This window comes from Mycobacterium stomatepiae, from assembly GCF_010731715.1.
Classification (GTDB): Bacteria; Actinomycetota; Actinomycetes; order Mycobacteriales; family Mycobacteriaceae; genus Mycobacterium; species Mycobacterium stomatepiae.
Window position 1 is genome coordinate 3,065,645 of the sequence record NZ_AP022587.1, and the last position, 14,392, is coordinate 3,080,036.

The 14,392-nt window shown below is 65.4% G+C and carries 19 protein-coding genes and 3 tRNA genes; 8 read left to right on the forward strand and 14 right to left on the reverse strand.

Annotated features, from left to right (window positions below):
• The first annotated feature begins 15 nt into the window (after positions 1-15).
• Both G6N54_RS14300 and G6N54_RS14305 read left to right on the forward strand, forming a co-directional pair.
• Entirely contained in the window at positions 16-714 is a 699-nt protein-coding gene (locus G6N54_RS14300) for a YciI family protein (RefSeq protein ID WP_163790698.1), read from the forward strand.
• A 9-nt stretch (positions 715-723) separates the two neighbouring features.
• Entirely contained in the window at positions 724-1,950 is a 1,227-nt protein-coding gene (locus tag G6N54_RS14305; protein ID WP_163790699.1) for an RNA polymerase sigma factor, read from the forward strand.
• A 19-nt stretch (positions 1,951-1,969) separates the two neighbouring features.
• Here G6N54_RS14305 and rplA read toward each other — a convergent pair whose 3' ends face one another.
• The 12 genes from rplA to G6N54_RS14365 form a co-directional block, all read right to left on the reverse strand.
• Positions 1,970-2,677, reverse strand: a complete 708-nt coding sequence (gene rplA, locus G6N54_RS14310; protein WP_163790700.1) for a 50S ribosomal protein L1 — start codon at positions 2,675-2,677, stop codon at positions 1,970-1,972.
• A 70-nt stretch (positions 2,678-2,747) separates the two neighbouring features.
• Positions 2,748-3,176, reverse strand: a complete 429-nt coding sequence (rplK, locus tag G6N54_RS14315; protein ID WP_163790701.1) for a 50S ribosomal protein L11 — start codon at positions 3,174-3,176, stop codon at positions 2,748-2,750.
• Positions 3,177-3,237: 61 nt separating this feature from the next.
• Entirely contained in the window at positions 3,238-4,008 is a 771-nt protein-coding gene (gene nusG / locus G6N54_RS14320) for a transcription termination/antitermination protein NusG (RefSeq protein WP_163790702.1), read from the reverse strand.
• 31 nt (positions 4,009-4,039) lie between these two features.
• Positions 4,040-4,510: a preprotein translocase subunit SecE gene (gene secE, locus G6N54_RS14325; protein WP_163790703.1), complete on the reverse strand. Its 471-nt coding sequence runs from the start codon at positions 4,508-4,510 to the stop codon at positions 4,040-4,042.
• Between the two features lie 193 nt (positions 4,511-4,703).
• Positions 4,704-4,776, reverse strand: a tRNA-Trp gene (locus G6N54_RS14330).
• A 150-nt stretch (positions 4,777-4,926) separates the two neighbouring features.
• Entirely contained in the window at positions 4,927-5,448 is a 522-nt protein-coding gene (gene hadC / locus G6N54_RS14335) for a (3R)-hydroxyacyl-ACP dehydratase subunit HadC (RefSeq protein ID WP_163790704.1), read from the reverse strand.
• A gap of 3 nt (positions 5,449-5,451) precedes the next feature.
• The gene (hadB, locus tag G6N54_RS14340; RefSeq protein ID WP_163790705.1) at positions 5,452-5,880 is read right to left on the reverse strand and encodes a (3R)-hydroxyacyl-ACP dehydratase subunit HadB; all 429 of its coding nucleotides are present in this window, start codon (positions 5,878-5,880) and stop codon (positions 5,452-5,454) included.
• Positions 5,867-6,319: a (3R)-hydroxyacyl-ACP dehydratase subunit HadA gene (gene hadA, locus G6N54_RS14345; RefSeq protein WP_276056478.1), complete on the reverse strand. Its 453-nt coding sequence runs from the start codon at positions 6,317-6,319 to the stop codon at positions 5,867-5,869. Before hadA ends, hadB begins: the two co-directional genes overlap by 14 nt.
• Positions 6,320-6,396: 77 nt before the next feature.
• On the reverse strand, positions 6,397-6,564 hold the full coding sequence (rpmG, locus tag G6N54_RS14350) for a 50S ribosomal protein L33 (RefSeq protein WP_085179251.1): 168 nt from the start codon (positions 6,562-6,564) through the stop codon (positions 6,397-6,399).
• Between the two features lie 44 nt (positions 6,565-6,608).
• Positions 6,609-6,682: transfer RNA gene (locus G6N54_RS14355), tRNA-Met, on the reverse strand.
• 36 nt (positions 6,683-6,718) lie between these two features.
• A tRNA-Thr gene (locus tag G6N54_RS14360) sits at positions 6,719-6,791 on the reverse strand.
• Positions 6,792-6,877: 86 nt separating this feature from the next.
• On the reverse strand, positions 6,878-7,084 hold the full coding sequence (locus G6N54_RS14365; protein WP_163790707.1) for a type II toxin-antitoxin system VapB family antitoxin: 207 nt from the start codon (positions 7,082-7,084) through the stop codon (positions 6,878-6,880).
• A gap of 120 nt (positions 7,085-7,204) precedes the next feature.
• On the opposite strand from G6N54_RS14365, the gene G6N54_RS14370 reads away from it, so the two are divergent.
• The 3 genes from G6N54_RS14370 (at position 7,205) to G6N54_RS14380 (ending at position 9,663) form a co-directional block, all read left to right on the forward strand.
• Positions 7,205-7,918, forward strand: a complete 714-nt coding sequence (locus G6N54_RS14370) for an MBL fold metallo-hydrolase (protein ID WP_163794736.1) — start codon at positions 7,205-7,207, stop codon at positions 7,916-7,918.
• A 124-nt stretch (positions 7,919-8,042) separates the two neighbouring features.
• Entirely contained in the window at positions 8,043-8,885 is an 843-nt protein-coding gene (locus G6N54_RS14375; protein WP_179969209.1) for a hypothetical protein, read from the forward strand.
• An 82-nt stretch (positions 8,886-8,967) separates the two neighbouring features.
• Positions 8,968-9,663, forward strand: a complete 696-nt coding sequence (locus tag G6N54_RS14380; protein ID WP_163790709.1) for a crotonase/enoyl-CoA hydratase family protein — start codon at positions 8,968-8,970, stop codon at positions 9,661-9,663.
• A gap of 109 nt (positions 9,664-9,772) precedes the next feature.
• On the opposite strand, the gene G6N54_RS14385 is transcribed toward G6N54_RS14380, so the two are convergent.
• Positions 9,773-10,786: a patatin-like phospholipase family protein gene (locus G6N54_RS14385; RefSeq protein ID WP_163790710.1), complete on the reverse strand. Its 1,014-nt coding sequence runs from the start codon at positions 10,784-10,786 to the stop codon at positions 9,773-9,775.
• Entirely contained in the window at positions 10,786-11,244 is a 459-nt protein-coding gene (cynS, locus tag G6N54_RS14390) for a cyanase (RefSeq protein ID WP_163790711.1), read from the reverse strand. The genes G6N54_RS14385 and cynS overlap by 1 nt, the downstream gene beginning before the upstream one ends.
• Before the next feature lie 169 nt (positions 11,245-11,413).
• Here cynS and G6N54_RS14395 point away from each other — a divergent pair, with 169 nt between their 5' ends.
• The 3 genes from G6N54_RS14395 (at position 11,414) to G6N54_RS14405 (ending at position 14,391) form a co-directional block, all read left to right on the forward strand.
• Entirely contained in the window at positions 11,414-11,614 is a 201-nt protein-coding gene (locus tag G6N54_RS14395; protein ID WP_163790712.1) for a ferredoxin, read from the forward strand.
• A gap of 10 nt (positions 11,615-11,624) precedes the next feature.
• Positions 11,625-12,995, forward strand: coding sequence for an NAD(P)/FAD-dependent oxidoreductase (locus G6N54_RS14400; protein WP_163790713.1), 1,371 nt, complete (start codon positions 11,625-11,627; stop codon positions 12,993-12,995).
• Between the two features lie 115 nt (positions 12,996-13,110).
• Positions 13,111-14,391 carry a cytochrome P450 gene (locus tag G6N54_RS14405; RefSeq protein WP_163790714.1) on the forward strand — a complete coding sequence of 427 codons (1,281 nt, stop codon included), beginning with the start codon at positions 13,111-13,113 and terminating at the stop codon, positions 14,389-14,391.
• Position 14,392 lies beyond the last annotated feature (1 nt).

Here is a 14,392-nt window from a genome sequence, read left to right on the forward strand (position 1 = left end):
TCGGAGGTGACGAACATGCAGTACTTCTTGCTGTTGATCAGCAAAGAGCAAGACCGTACACCCGACGATCCAGCCACCGCGATGGCGGCGTGGCAGAGCTTCCATGCCAAAGCCGGCCCGGCGATCAAATCCGGAGACGCCCTGGCGCCCGCCGCCGGCGCGACGGTGATCACCGGCGGCCCCGACACCCGGGTCGTCACCGACGGACCGTTCGCCGAGTCCGCCGAGGTGGCCTGCGGCTATTACGTGTTCGAAGCGGAAAACCTCGACGAGGCGCTGGCCTTGGCGCGCGATATCCCGCTCGCCACGTATGGCGCCGTGGAAGTGTGGCCCGCGGTCCACGCGCTGGAGCCGTCGCGTGCGCTGACCGGCAACGACTGGCTGGCGCTGTTGCTGGAACCGGCCGAAAAGGCGCACACCCCCGGCACGCCGGAGTGGGAAGCCGTGGCGGCCAAGCACGCGGATCTGCACGCCGCGGCGGGCGATCACATTGTCGGCGGGGCCGCATTGCACGATCGGTCCACCGCGACGACGGTGCGGGTGCGCGACGGCGAGGTGCTGATCACCGACGGGCCGTATGTGGAGGGCGCCGAAATCGCCACCGGGATCTACCTGATTGGTGCCGCGGATCGCGACGAGGCCGTCAAGATCGCGTCGATGATTCCCGCTTCCACGGTGCAGCTGCGGCAGCTGGCTGGGATCTCGGGACTCTAGCCGCTCGCAATGACCAACCTGGACGGCGTCTTCCGCCGGGAATGGGGTCCCGCCGTCGCCGCGCTCGCGCGATGGTCCGGCGATCTCACCGTCGCCGAGGACGCCGTCCAGGAGGCCTGCGCCGAGGCGCTGCGCAGCTGGCCCCGCGATGGTGTGCCTGAGCGCCCCGGCGGGTGGCTGGTCACCGTTGCCCGCAACCGTGCCCGGGATCGGCTGCGCCGCGAATCCGTCCGTCCCGGAAAGGAATTAGCGGCTTTCGTGGACGAGATCAGGGCACGTACCGATCACACCGACCCGCATCCGGTTCGCGACGACGAGCTGCGGATGATGTTCACCTGTGCGCATCCCGCGCTGGACCGGCAGTCGCAATTGGCGCTGACGCTGCGGTTGGTGTCCGGGTTGACCGTCGCCGAGATCGCACGGGCACTGTTGCAGACCGACACCGCGGTCGGTCAACGAATCACGCGTGCCAAGAACAAGATTCGTCACGCCAACATCCCGCTGCGGGTACCGCCGGCGCAGCTGTTGGGTGAGCGGACGCCGCACGTGCTCGGTTGCATCTATTCGGTGTTCACCGAGGGATACTGGTCGACGGCGGGTCCGTCGGCCATTCGAGATGAACTGTGCGACGAGGGCGTTCGACTGGCGGGCGAGCTGTGCGCGCTGATGCCCGACGAACGCGAGGCCCACGCCCTGGCCGCCCTGACATTGCTGCATGACTCGCGGCGGGCGACGCGGATCGACGACGCCGGGATGCTGGTGCCGCTCGAAGAGCAGGACCGCCGCAAGTGGGACCGCGGCCGCATCGCGCGCGGCCTGGACCGGTTGCGGCTGGCCGAGGGTGCCCCACCTGCCGCAGGCCCCTATCTGCCTCAGGCGGTGATCGCCGCGGTGCACGCGACTGCGCCATCATGGGAGCAGACCGACTGGGTCACCATCTGCGCGGCCTATGACCGGCTGCTGGAGTTGACGGGTTCGCCGGTGGCGGGCGCCAACCGCGCACTGGCGGTGGGCTTGCGCGACGGCCCCGACGCCGGCCTGGTCGCGCTGGACGACGTGGCGCGCGATCCCCGGCTGACCCGCTCGAATCTAGTCGCGACGGTGCGGGCGGATCTACTGCGCCGCGCGGGACGGCCCAACGAAGCGCTCACCTGGTATCGAACGGCGTTGGAAGCAGGCGGATCCGAGTCCGGCCGCGACTTCCTGCGGCGACGCATTGACGAGTGCGGCGGGTAGGCGAGGCGCCCAGCCGGAACTAGGCCTCGGCGAAGTTGCGGGTGATCGACGGGTCGACCGGAATACCCGGGCCGGTGGTCGTCGATACGGTGACCTTCTTCAGGTAACGCCCCTTGGACGACGACGGCTTGAGCCGCAGCACCTCGTCGATCGCGGCGCCGTAGTTCTCCGCGAGCTTCTTCTCGTCGAACGAGGCCTTGCCGATCACGAAGTGCAGGTTGGCCTGCTTGTCGATACGGAAGTTGATCTTTCCGCCCTTGATGTCGGTAACGGCCTTGGCGATGTCGGGGGTCACGGTGCCGGTCTTCGGGTTCGGCATCAGGCCGCGCGGGCCGAGGATACGAGCAATGCGGCCGACCTTGGCCATCTGGTCCGGCGTAGCGATCGCGGCGTCGAAGTCGAGGAACCCGCCCTGAATCTTCTCGATCAGGTCGTCGCTGCCCACCACGTCGGCGCCGGCGGCGGTGGCCTCTTCGGCCTTGTCACCGACGGCGAACACCGCGACCCGCGCGGTCTTACCCGTGCCGTGCGGCAGGTTGACCGTGCCGCGGACCATCTGGTCCGCCTTGCGGGGGTCGACGCCGAGCCGGATCGCCACCTCGACGGTCGAGTCCTGCTTGGTCGACGCCGTCTCCTTGGCGAGCTTGGCCGCTTCGAGCGGGGAGTACAGGTTGTCGCGGTCCACCTTCTCGGCGGCGGCGCGGTAGGCCTTGCTGTTCTTGCTCACGTGCTAATCCAATCTGGTGTTGGGGTGTGGTTAATTCGAGCCGAAGCTGGCCCTCCCACGGCTAGGGGTCTTATTCGACGGTGATGCCCATCGACCGGGCGGTACCGGCGATGATCTTGGCGGCGGCGTCGATGTCGTTGGCGTTGAGGTCGGTCTTCTTGGTCTCGGCGATCTCGCGGACCTGGTCCCAGGTGACCTTGGCGACCTTGGTCTTGTGCGGCTCGGCCGAGCCCTTACCCACACCGGCGGCCTTCAGCAGCAGCTTGGCGGCGGGCGGCGTCTTGAGCGCGAACGTGAAGCTACGGTCTTCGTAGACCGTGATCTCCACCGGGATGACATTGCCGCGCTGGTTTTCCGTCGCGGCGTTATATGCCTTGCAGAACTCCATGATGTTCACACCGTGCTGGCCGAGCGCGGGTCCCACCGGCGGCGCAGGGTTTGCCTGCCCCGCCACGATCTGGAGCTTGATCAGCCCAGCGACTTTCTTCTTCGGGGCCATGAGATTTAGACGTTCCTTCCTGGTTTATGCATCCAGCCGTTCCGGTGAACGGGATGGCTGGCTAGATCTTGGAGACTTGGGTAAAGGTGAGTTCCACCGGTGTTTCGCGGCCGAAGATCGACACCAACACCTTGAGCTTCTGCTGTTCGGCGTTGATCTCGTTGATCGTGGCCGGCAGCGTGGCAAAGGGTCCGTCCATAACGGTCACGGATTCGCCGACCTCGTACTCGACGTCGATCACCGGCCGTTCCAGGCCGCCCGTTTCGGCGGCGGCAGCGGTGGTGACCGCGCCCTTGGCGGCCTTCTTCGTCGCCGCGGGCGGTAGCAGGAACTTCACCACGTCGTCGAGCGCGAGCGCCGACGGACGCGATGTCGCGCCGACGAATCCCGTCACGCCGGGCGTGTTGCGCACCGCGGCCCACGAGTCGTCGGTCAGGTCCATGCGCACCAGGATGTAGCCCGGCAGCACCTTGCGGTTGACCTGCTTGCGCTGGCCGTTCTTGATCTCGGTGACCTCTTCGGTGGGTACTTCCACCTGGAAGATGTAGTCGCCGACGTCCAGGTTCTGCACACGGGTCTCGAGATTGGCTTTCACCTTGTTCTCGTATCCCGCGTAAGAGTGGATGACGTACCAGTCACCAGGCCTGCGGCGCAGGTCCGCCTTGAGCGCGGCGGCAGGCTCGGCCTCTTCGGCCGCGTCGGCCGACTCCGCAGGTGCGGGGGCCTCTGGGGCCGCTGCGGCCTCCGTCGTCTCTGCGGCCTCGACGACCTCGGCGTGCTCTTCTACGTCGACCGCTTCACCGGCGGACGTGTCACCGTCGAAGGTAGTCACGGTTTTCAGTCCTCTCTATCTTTCTCGGGGCTCAGCCGAACACCAGCAGCACGAGCTTGGTCAGGCCAAGATCAGCAAGTCCGACCAGCGCCACCATGAAGGCGAGGAACACCAGCACCACGGACGTGTAGGTGAACATCTGCTTGCGGTTCGGCCAGATCACCTTCCGGATCTCCGCAACGACCTGCTTGAGGTAGTTGAAGACGAAAACGAACGGGTTGGCCGTACGGTCGCCGGGTTTCTTCGGTTTCTTGGGCTTCTTGTCGGCCCCGGCCTTCTTGGCCGCCGAGCTCTTCTTGGAGTCCTTGGAGTCCTCGACCTCATCCGAGGACTCGACGTCCTCGTCGACAGCCGCCACTCGCTGCCGGGACCGCTTGCCGGTCGGGCGTTGCGGACGCGCCGCAGGCTTGGTCACCAGGGCGGTCCGACCACCGCTGGTGCTGTCGTCGGTGTCATCGCCGTCGCGTGCGGCGTCGTTGGCAGTGTCGCCCTCGTCGCTCACCGCATGCTCCTTTGTTCGCTGGCTATCTCGCGATCCGTCCCGCGCTGGTCCATTGGGTCCAGCATGGCACGTCTTCCATTGTCCGACTCCTCCTCAGGCCGTTCCGGCCTACATCGTCGTCGGACGTGATTCCGATCGTCCAACTCCTCCTCAGGCCGTTCCGGCCTGCATCGTCGTCGGACGCTGCCTTTTGCAGGGGCGACAGGACTTGAACCTGCAACCTGCGGTTTTGGAGACCGCTGCTCTGCCAGTTGAGCTACGCCCCTTCGCGGTTGGCAGGCCAACCTGCGCTTACCTTCCGGGGCCTACATGACACGCGCGCTCTCCGTTCGGTGATCGCCGAACCTATGGACAGCGCGCTGTAATGGGAAAACCCCGAGGTCCGAGTGTACATCGGCACGGGAGTCAGATACTAATTACGCCGTTCTGATGACCTGCCCGGATTCGGGGTCCCACTTGAGTTGGATCGCACCGTCGTCCGTTTCGCTCGATTGTTCCCGGTATTGCCCCATCAACGTCGTGTAGGCCTCCATCACGACGTCACCGTTGTCGTCGGTGCAGATGTTCTTGGTGACGACGATGTCGGCGCCGAAGCGCTCGTTGACCGACTCGACGTCCATCCGCCCCCACAGCTTGTCGCCGGCCCGGATCGGCCGGTTGAAGACGAAGCGCTGTTCTACCTGGACGATCACCAAGTCCTCCATGCCCAGGTCGACGTGGCGGAAGAAATCCAGCTGGACGTACTTGGCGAAGATCGTGACGAGGGTGAGCGGGGCGAGGATTGAGTCGTAGCCGAGCTCGGCCGCGGCGGCTTCCTCGAAGAAGGCGGGGTGGTCGTTCTTGATGGCCCGAGCGAACTCGCGAACCTGTTCGCGGCCCACGACGAAGTAGTCCGGATACCGCCAGACCATGCCGCGGATATCGGTTTTCAGCGCCATGAGTTACGCCAACTTGGCCGACGCGATGGCCCGTCCGAAGATCTTCTTTCCGCCCGTAGTGGCGCTGATCGCGATGACCACCGATTTGTCCTCAGGATCGACCGACTTGACTCGACCGGTGAAGACCAGCTCGGCACCTTTGCCGTCGTTGGGCACCGGCACCACGGCCGTGAATCGCACGTTGTACTCCGTGACCGCACCGGGGTCGCCGACCCACGAGGTGACGTAACCGCCGCCGATGCCCATCGTGAGCATGCCGTGCGCGATCGCGGTGTCCAGCCCGACGACCTTGGCGATCTCGTCGTCCCAGTGGATCGGGTTCAAGTCACCCGAAACTCCCGCATAGTTGACCAGATCCTGCCGCGTGAGCGGATAGGTCTTCTCCGGAAGCTGGTCGCCCACCTTCACCGAACTGAACTCACGCAGTGGCATCAGCAAACCCCTCTTCCCCATCCTCGCCCGCACGGCCCGCCAGGGTCGTGTAGGTCTCCTGGACGGTCTCGCCGTTTTCGTTGGTGATGATGTTCTTGGTCACGATGATCTGGGTGCCGTGCGAGACGCGCATCGAGTCGACGTACACATCACAGTAGAGCCGGTCGCCCGCGACCAGCGGCTTGAAGTACCTGAGCACCTGGTCGACCTGAACGATCTGCGCGTCGGTCACCGCGATATTGGCGTACTTGAAGAACGCCGACTGGGCCTGGTAGCCGAATACGCAGCAGAAGGTCAACGGGGCCAGCAGCCCCTTGTAGCGGAGTTCGGCCGCGGCGGCCTCGTCGGAGAACCACGCGTCGTCGTTCTGCACGGCCCCCGCGTACTCGCGAATCTTCTCCCGCTCGACCTCGTAATAGTCGGGATAGCGGTAATGCATCCCGACGAGATCTGTGGTGAACGGCACGGCTTCAAAACCTACCTAGTCAGCCTCAATAAACCATTCTTAGGTGGAGATTAGCGCGTTTCGCGGTGCGCCTGGTGCTTGCCGCAGTTCGGGCAGAACTTCTTCAGCTCCAGCCGGTCCGGGTCGTTGCGCCGGTTCTTCTTGGTGATGTAGTTGCGGTGTTTACACACCTCGCAGGCCAAAGTGACCTTCGGCCGCACATCGGTACTAGAAGCCATTACGGTTCTCTCTCAAATCTCTCGAACTCTACGTTGTTGTGCTGTAGCGATGGCCGGACTCGAACCGGCGACCTAACGATTATGAGTCGTTCGCTCTAACCGACTGAGCTACATCGCCTCTGGTACGCGCCGTCCGCCTGTTCGGCGTCCGCCGAGCCCCCTAACGGAATCGAACCGTTGACCTTTTCCTTACCATGGAAACGCTCTACCGACTGAGCTAAGGGGGCCGCAAACCCGTAGCGGTCAGTCTTGCCTCGGGCCTAAAAGAGGGTACAGCGCGACGTACGGCGGCACCAAACCACGCCGCGGGCGTTCAGCCTCCGCCGCCGTTGCGGTCCGGTTGCCACGCGCCGAGGTCGCTGAACTCGTCATAAATGCCCTTTTGGTCGCCATCTGCCTCCGCGTCGAGCAGCGTTCGCAACGCCAAGTGGATGACCTCACGCGCGTCGGCCAAGTGATAGCGACGTATCGCCTCTTGGACCAGACCGTCGTCAACCTCGATCTCGACCTTCTTCAACATGAACCAACAATACCGGCGTCGGGCCGGCCGGGCCGCATCGCGAAAGCACGGTTGACAGGCCTTGATACGCCCGAAATGTCAGGTCGGTCGGCCGGGTCATAGGCTGATGCGGTGACAGATTTGTCAGCGGACCGACTGTATTTCCGGCAGTTGCTCTCCGGTCGCGACTTCGCCGCCGGCGACATGATGGCGACGCAAATGCGCAATTTCTCGTACCTGATCGGTGACCGTCAGACCGGCGACTGCGTCGTGGTCGACCCGGCATATGCCGCCGGCGATCTGGTGGACGCAGCCGAGGCCGACGGCATGCGGCTGTCCGGCGTGCTGGTCACCCACCATCATCCGGACCATGTGGGCGGTTCGATGATGGGCTTCGAACTCAACGGGCTCGCCGAGCTGCTGGAGCGTGCCAGCGTGCCAGTGCACGTGAATACCCACGAGGCGCTGTGGGTTTCGCGGGTCACCGGCATCGGCGTCGACGACCTGACCGCCCACGAGCATGGCGACAAGATCAGCGTCGGCGACATCGAGATCGAGCTGCTGCACACCCCCGGCCATACGCCGGGTAGCCAGTGCTTCCTGCTCGATGGCCGACTGGTCGCCGGTGACACGCTCTTCTTGGACGGTTGCGGGCGCACCGACTTTCCCGGCGGGGACTCCGACGAGATGTACCGCAGCCTGCAGCAGCTGGCGACGCTGCCCGGCGACCCGACCGTCTTTCCGGGGCACTGGTATTCCGCCGACCCGAGCGCGTCGCTGGCCGAGGTCAAGCGGTCCAACTATGTGTATCGAGTTACCAATCTCGATCAGTGGCGAATGTTGATGGGCGGCTAATGGATTGAGCGGGCGATTGGATCGTGGGATCTTGCTCGAACATGGGTAATCACCCTGATCATTGCTATTGCGCAGCCGGGCCAGCAGAATTTAGGGTGCACATCGCTGCGATATAAGCGGAGGGATGGATTCAATGGGGTGGATCCAGGGCGGCTGGCACGGGATTACCGAGGTTGAGTCCAGCACCTGGTTGGCATGGGCGGCGTGGGCCGCGATCGCGCTCGGCGTGATCGCGCTGGTCTTTACCAACCACCAGATCGGCCGCAACCGGCGGCTGGCCTCCGAGCAGACGCGACCCCACGTGGGCATGCTGATGGAACCGCATGCCGCGGACTGGCACGTGATCGAGCTGGTCGTCCGGAATTTCGACCGGACGGCCGCCTACGACATTCGGTTTTCGTTTACGAGTCCACCGACCGTGGCCGAATACGAAAATTCCACCGACGGCTATGCCGAAGTGGTGGAATTGCAGCTCCCCCGCGAACTGCCGGTACTCGCGCCCGGCCAGGAGTGGCGGATGGTCTGGGACTCGGCGCTCGACCGCGGCGAGATCGGCGGTGGCATCGAATCCCGCTTCACCGGGAAGGTGATCTACTTCGACCGCCCGGAGAAGCCGCGCGGATGGCGGTTCTGGGAACGCGAGCGCCAGCCGCTGGAGACCAACGTGGTGCTGGACTGGGATGCCCTGCCGCCCGTTCAGCGCATCGAGTTGATGACGACGCACGACCTGGCCAAGCGGGAAAAGCAGAAACTGGAACTGCTGCGCAGCCTGCTGACCTACTTCCACTACGCGAGCAAGGAAACGCGCCCCGACGTGTTTCGCACCAAGATCGAACGAATCAACAACGCGGTGGCCGAAACTCAGGACCGCTGGCGCGCGCGGCAGCTCGATGCCCCCACCGACGTCGGCCTGCGTTGGGGTAACTCCCAAGACGATCTCGGTAAACACCGCGGCGAACACGTCTGAGCAGTCGCACCACGTCCGGCCCCTCGGGGTCACGCAATCTCGATCTGATTCAATCGATCTGCCTGTAGCGAAGGAGTAACGCATGAGCGGTCCAGTCACCTACAGCCTCAAGGACACCGTCGCGGTCATCCGGATGGACGACGGCAAGGTCAACGCGCTGGGCCCGACCATGCAGGCGGCGATCAACGAGGCGATCGACCAGGCCGACGGCGACAATGTCGGCGCGCTGGTGCTCACCGGCAACGACCGGGTTTTCAGCGGCGGCTTCGACCTGAAGATCCTGACCTCCGGCGAGGCGCAGCCCGCGATCGACATGCTCCGGGGTGGCTTCGAATTGTCGTACCGGCTGCTGTCCTACCCGAAGCCGGTGGTGATCGCCTGCACCGGGCACGCCATCGCGATGGGATCGTTCCTGCTGGCCTCCGGTGACCATCGGATCGCGGCGCACGCCTACAACATCCAGGCCAACGAGGTGAAGATCGGTATGACGATCCCCTATGCGGCCCTGGAAATCATGAAGCTGCGGCTGACGCGTTCGGCATATCAGCAAGCAACCGGGCTGGCCAAGACCTTCTTCGGTGAAACCGCCCTTGCCGCAGGCTTTGTCGACGAGATCGTGCTGCCGGAGATGGTGGTCAGCCGCGCCGAGGAAGCCGCGCAAGAATTCGCCGGCCTGCACCAGCACGCCCACGCCGCAACGAAATTGCGTGCCCGTGCGGACACGCTCAAGGCGCTGCGCGCCGGAATCGACGGTATCGAAGCAGAATTCGGCCTTTAGGGAGGAGGCGATGCGGCTGCCCGGGCAACCGCCTCCCCTCCTGTCGCCTCCTCCGCTTCGCAGTGTGGCACGAAGACGACGGGCCGTCACTTCACCTTTGAACCAGGTGTCAGACGGCCCAGCGGAAGCGCTTGAGGTACGCCTGCCAATCCCACGTCAGCAAGAACTCCTGCGCCGCCCCATAACCCTTCTGGTACAGCGCCTCGAGGCGGTCCGCGGCGACATCGAAGTCCAGGACGCCCACATCGGTCGATTCGACCGCGATCGCGCGGGCAGCCAACCACGGCTGGTTGAGGTGGGTTTGGTCGTGGCCCGCCAGCATCGTGGTGAGCAGGCTTTCCAGCAACGCCGTCTGCTCGAAAAAGCGCAACGGTTTCAGCGCCGGCATCACCGCACTGAAACCCTCGTTGAGCCTCGGTAAGACGGTGACCCCAAATGTGGGCCAGCGCGGGACTTTTCCGTCGAACCGGTCGAAGGTGTCGATCGGAAAGTTCGACAGTACCCCCCCGTCGACAAGGGTGGACGTTACTCCGCTGAGGCTGCGCAGCTTCACCGGGGGGTAAAAGAACGGGATCGCCATCGACGCGCGCACCGCGTCGGCGACCAGCTGCTCATCGGGGTCTAGCCCGTAGAGCCGCCGGTAGTCCCAGGGCAGTCGCACCAACTGTGCCGCGGTCACGTCGGCGACGGTGACCACCAGCTTGTGACGCGGCCTATCGGGCATCGTGCGTTCATCGAGAAGCAGATCGCCGAAGTAGGTGACGCCCAGGTTCTTCAGCTCGCTGCGAATCCAGTCGTGGGCGGCGTCACCGCGAAACATGCTGGTGTCCCGCACAAGTCCCCATGCGGCGCCGAGCACCGGGATGGGCCCGGCGTCGCGCCATTTGCTCAGCGGCGCCGACAGCGCGAGCTCCTTGACCTCTTGGCTGGTTAGCTGGTCACCCTTGGACGCGGCCGCCAGGATCGCACCGACCACCGACCCAGCCGAGACGCCCGACACCCGCGGAAATGCATATCCCGCGTCCATCAAAGCAACGATGGCACCCACCAGGCCGATGAACTTGACGCCCCCGCCGGAGAGAACGAGGTCCGCGGATTTCAGCTGTTGGCGTGCCCCTGCCATTACCCTCCTTGCGCTGAAACCCAGTCGTAGGCAAGGTACTTGCCGTCAAAGGTCACGACGACGCGGTCGCCCGACGGGTGCGGCTTCTTCTGCAGGTCAACGCTGAAGTTGATCGCGCTCATGATGCCGTCGCCGAACTGCTCGTAGATCAGTTCCTTGATGGCCCCACCGTACACCTGGAGCGCTTCGTAGAAGCGGTAGATGGTGGGATCGGTCGGCACCGCAGTAGGCAGCCCGCCACGCATCGGGGGTGCGGCCAGCACCGGCACCACCGACTCCTCGAGACCAAGCATCTTGGCCAACTGCTTGCCGAGCTCCGGCGGAATCGGATGCTGACCCAGCAACGCCGAGGTAGTCCACACCACCGGCCGGTCGATCGCGTCGGCCAGCTCCTGCCAGGTGAGGCCGCGCGCCAGCCGCGCAACGACGATCTGTTCGGTGATCTCGTCTCTGTTCATGAATCCAGCATGCTGCACGCGGACTGGGTGCGCTCGGTCGCCGTGACAATGCGCGTTGCAGAAGGCCCCTTCCGGTCGCGCGAAAGAGTTTCGCAAACACCGTGATTGGCGCCACGTCGAGATGTACTCTGCCTGCGTCGGATCTTCAGTCCCGAGGATCGGAGGCGCCGTGCGGATCATTGTCGACCTGAACCGCTGCCTGGGGTACGCGCACTGCGTACCGCTGGCGCCGGAAGTGCTCAAGCTCAGCGGTGAAGAGGCGCTCAGCTACGACCCCAACCCCGACGACGATCAGCGGCTGCGAGTGCTGCGGGCGGCCGCTGCCTGCCCGGTGCAGGCGATCATCGTCGACAAGCTCGACTGCGAGTAACGGAGCCGCCGTGAATCCGAACGGCTTCAAAGACAAGGGTCGCATCGTCATTGTCGGCGCCTCGCTGGCCGGGCTGCGTGCCGCCGAGGCGCTGTGCGACGAGGGTTTCCGGGGCGAGCTGACCATCGTCGGCGACGAGCCCGACGAGCCGTATGACCGGCCGCCGCTATCCAAGCAGGTCCTCAAGGGCTGGGTGGCCGCCGATCACACCAAACTGCCCCGGCTGCGCGCGGTGGACGCGAAGTGGCGCCTCGGGGTTGCCGCGACCGCCCTGGATCGAGCTAACCAACTGGTGCGCCTCGCCGACGGCAGCGAGGTGGTGGGCGACAGCCTGCTGATCGCCACAGGCGTGCGGTCGCGGCGCTGGCCCAACCCGGAGGAGGCCGCGTTGCAGGGCGTGTTCACCCTGCGCACCAACGCCGACGCGGCACGGTTGCAGGCCGCGTTGGCCGCCCGCCCGCGCCGGGTGCTGATCATCGGTTCGGGTTTCATCGGGTCGGAGGCCGCCTCGGTCTGCCGCGAGCTCGGCCTGGAGGTCACCGTCACCGAGCGCGGCCCGGGCCCACTATCGGGCGCCCTGGGCGGCGTCATCGGCGCGATCGCCGCCGAGATCCAGCGCGAGGCCGGGGTGGATCTGCGCACCGGCGTGTCGCTGCTCGCGCTTGACGGTGACGCCGACGGTCACGTGCGGCTTTCCGACGGCAGCACCCTCGACGTGGACGTCGTGGTGACGTCGTTGGGGTCGATCCGCAACGTCGAGTGGCTCGAGGGCGCCGGGCTGGCCGCCGGATTCTGGGGCGTGGGCTGCGACGCCGGGTGCCGCGCGTTCGACATCAACGGGGTGGTCACCAACCACATCTTCGTCGCGGGCGACATCGCCCGGTCCCCGCATGTGCTTTACGACTACGAGTTCCTCGCGATGGAGCACTGGGACAACGCGGTGCTGGGCGCCCGGGTCGCCGCACACAACATGGTCTGCGACGAGATCGACCGATGGGCGCACCTGCTGATCCCGCAATTCTGGTCGGCCCAGTTCGGTGTCAACATCAAATCCGTCGGCGTGCCGTCGTTCGGCGACGAGATTGTCTTCACCCAGGGCTCGGTCCGGCAGCGCCGGTTCGCCGCGGCTTACGGACGAAACGGCCGCATCGTCGGGGCGGTCACCTTCAATCACGCGAAGTGGATCGACCACTACCGCGAGCAGATCGCGCGGTCCGGGCCGTTCCCTCCGCATCCGCCGGGGTTCGATTTCCCGGAGAACATGCGGGTGATGCCCGCCGACTTTCCGGCGCGCGGCGTGCCCACCGAGACTCCGGACGTGGTGTTGACGGGGCACGACCCCAGCGAGTGGCGCGCTGAATTCCGTGCGCGGCCCCGATGAGTGAGGAACTTTCGATGACTTGCGCCGACGACGATGCAGTGGGGGCACCTCCCGCTTGCGGGGGACGAAGCGATGAGGTGTGGGTACCGCCCGCTTGCGGGGGAGAGTGGCGCCAATGACTCCCGAGGAAGCCTTCGACGCCGCCATGCGGTACGAAAATCGCGCGAACCCCTATCCGTACTTCGACGAGCTGCGCAAGACGCCGGTGGTGCGGGTGACCAACGGCATCTACGCGGTCACCGGGTACGAGGAGCTGATGGCACTCGCGCACGACCCCCGGGTGAGTTCGGACCTACGCAAGAGTCGCCCGATGGTCGGCCTGGGTCGCCGATTCGCCGGCGAGCCGACGGTCGACGTGGCCCCCGAACTTGCCGGAGCCTACGGGAAGGAGCCGAGCTTCATCGCTGCGGACCCGCCCGAGCACGATCGGGCGCGGCGGACGTGCATGCACTTCTTCGGCCCGCCCGATGCGCCGGATCTGATCCCCGGCCAAGAGCCGCTGTGTCAGCAGATCGTCAACGGGCTGCTCGACAAGGCGGTGGGCAAAACGCGCATCGATGTGGTCGACGAGTTCGCCTACCCGCTGCCGGTCAATGTGATCTGCCGGATCATGGGCGTGCCGATCGAAGACGAGCCGCTGTTTCACGCGTGGCTGGCGGACATCACGGCAGGCGTATTCGACCTCGGCCCCGACATCAACACCGAGGAGGGCCGGGCCCGTCGCGCCAAGGGGGAGGCCGCCGCCGACGAACTCAACGAGTACATCGTCGGGCTGGCCGATAAGGCCGCGAAATCGCCTGGGCCCGGGATGATTTCACAGTTGGCGCATTATGACGGCCCGGACGGACGGATGTCACCCAGTGCGATCGTGAACAACACCATCCTGCTGTTCTTCGCCGGCCACGATTCGACGGTCAACCTCATCGCGCACTGTGTGCTGACCGTGCTGCGCAATCCGTGGTCGATCGAATTACTAAGCAGTAAACCGGAATTGATTCCCGGCGCCATCGAAGAAGTGCTGCGCCTGCAGTCGTCGGTGCAGTTCTTCCCGACCCGGTCGGCGCTGGCCGACATCGACATCGGCGGCACCACCATTCCCAAAGGCGCGCCCATCTATCTCATGTACGGTGCGGCCAACCGGGATCCGCGACGCTTTACCGACCCCGACACGTTCGACCCCCGGCGCGCCGACAACGAGCACGTGGGCTGGGGTCGCGGCATACACGTCTGCTTCGGCGGCCCGCTGGCTCGGTTAGAGGTCAACACCGCGTTCGAGGTGTTCTTGCGCCGGGTGAAAAACCCACGGCTGGTTGAAGATCCGCCGCCCTATCGCATCAGCCAGGTGTTCCGCGGGCCACGCCATCTGCTGGTCGATTACGACGAGGTCCGGCCCTGAG

What these genes read in the sequence shown, in the direction of transcription:
- G6N54_RS14300 (WP_163790698.1), top strand. Translation starts at nt 16, where the DNA reads ATGCAGTACTTCTTGCTGTTGATCAGCAAAGAGCAAGACCGTACACCC.
- G6N54_RS14305 (WP_163790699.1), top strand. Translation starts at nt 724, where the DNA reads ATGACCAACCTGGACGGCGTCTTCCGCCGGGAATGGGGTCCCGCCGTC.
- rplK (WP_163790701.1), bottom strand. Translation starts at nt 3,176, where the DNA reads ATGGCCCCGAAGAAGAAAGTCGCTGGGCTGATCAAGCTCCAGATCGTG.
- hadC (WP_163790704.1), bottom strand. Translation starts at nt 5,448, where the DNA reads ATGGCGCTGAAAACCGATATCCGCGGCATGGTCTGGCGGTATCCGGAC.
- hadB (WP_163790705.1), bottom strand. Translation starts at nt 5,880, where the DNA reads ATGCCACTGCGTGAGTTCAGTTCGGTGAAGGTGGGCGACCAGCTTCCG.
- hadA (WP_276056478.1), bottom strand. Translation starts at nt 6,319, where the DNA reads ATGCATTACCGCTATCCCGACTATTACGAGGTCGAGCGGGAGAAGATT.
- rpmG (WP_085179251.1), bottom strand. Translation starts at nt 6,564, where the DNA reads ATGGCTTCTAGTACCGATGTGCGGCCGAAGGTCACTTTGGCCTGCGAG.
- G6N54_RS14365 (WP_163790707.1), bottom strand. Translation starts at nt 7,084, where the DNA reads ATGTTGAAGAAGGTCGAGATCGAGGTTGACGACGGTCTGGTCCAAGAG.
- G6N54_RS14375 (WP_179969209.1), top strand. Translation starts at nt 8,043, where the DNA reads ATGGATTCAATGGGGTGGATCCAGGGCGGCTGGCACGGGATTACCGAG.
- G6N54_RS14380 (WP_163790709.1), top strand. Translation starts at nt 8,968, where the DNA reads ATGAGCGGTCCAGTCACCTACAGCCTCAAGGACACCGTCGCGGTCATC.
- G6N54_RS14385 (WP_163790710.1), bottom strand. Translation starts at nt 10,786, where the DNA reads ATGGCAGGGGCACGCCAACAGCTGAAATCCGCGGACCTCGTTCTCTCC.
- cynS (WP_163790711.1), bottom strand. Translation starts at nt 11,244, where the DNA reads ATGAACAGAGACGAGATCACCGAACAGATCGTCGTTGCGCGGCTGGCG.
- G6N54_RS14405 (WP_163790714.1), top strand. Translation starts at nt 13,111, where the DNA reads ATGACTCCCGAGGAAGCCTTCGACGCCGCCATGCGGTACGAAAATCGC.